This is a genomic window from Halomicronema sp. CCY15110, from assembly GCF_016888165.1.
Classification (GTDB): Bacteria; Cyanobacteriota; Cyanobacteriia; order Phormidesmidales; family Phormidesmidaceae; genus Halomicronema.
The window spans coordinates 1-273 of sequence record NZ_JACSWC010000075.1 but is presented as its reverse complement, the minus strand read 5'-3'; the positions used below and the strand labels follow the sequence as shown (position 1 = coordinate 273).

The 273-nt window shown below is 53.1% G+C and carries 1 pseudogene; it reads left to right on the top strand.

Annotated elements, in window-relative coordinates:
- Positions 1 to 21: 21 nt before the first annotated feature.
- A pseudogene (locus JUK32_RS28365) lies at positions 22 to 153 on the top strand (cation:proton antiporter); the annotation flags it as partial.
- Positions 154 to 273 lie beyond the last annotated feature (120 nt).

The following is a 273-nucleotide window of genomic DNA, read 5'->3' as shown; positions in this document are numbered from 1 at the left end:
CTTATTTGGGATGGTGCTGGCATGATCGGCTACCTAGACCTGCTATTGCGGCTGACCATCTGGTTTTTGCTGACGGCAGATCTCAGGCCCGCCAACATTGTGATGGGGGTCTGTATCGCCTTGATTTTGCCCCGCTCAGGCGCTAATACTGGTGGGGGTAATGAAACTGTCGCGCGATAACCCCACACTGGATACTCAGGAAATCGAGCGGAGCCATACGCCATGACGATGAATACATTCACCATCCTGTGGATTGCGCTACCGCTATTCTTG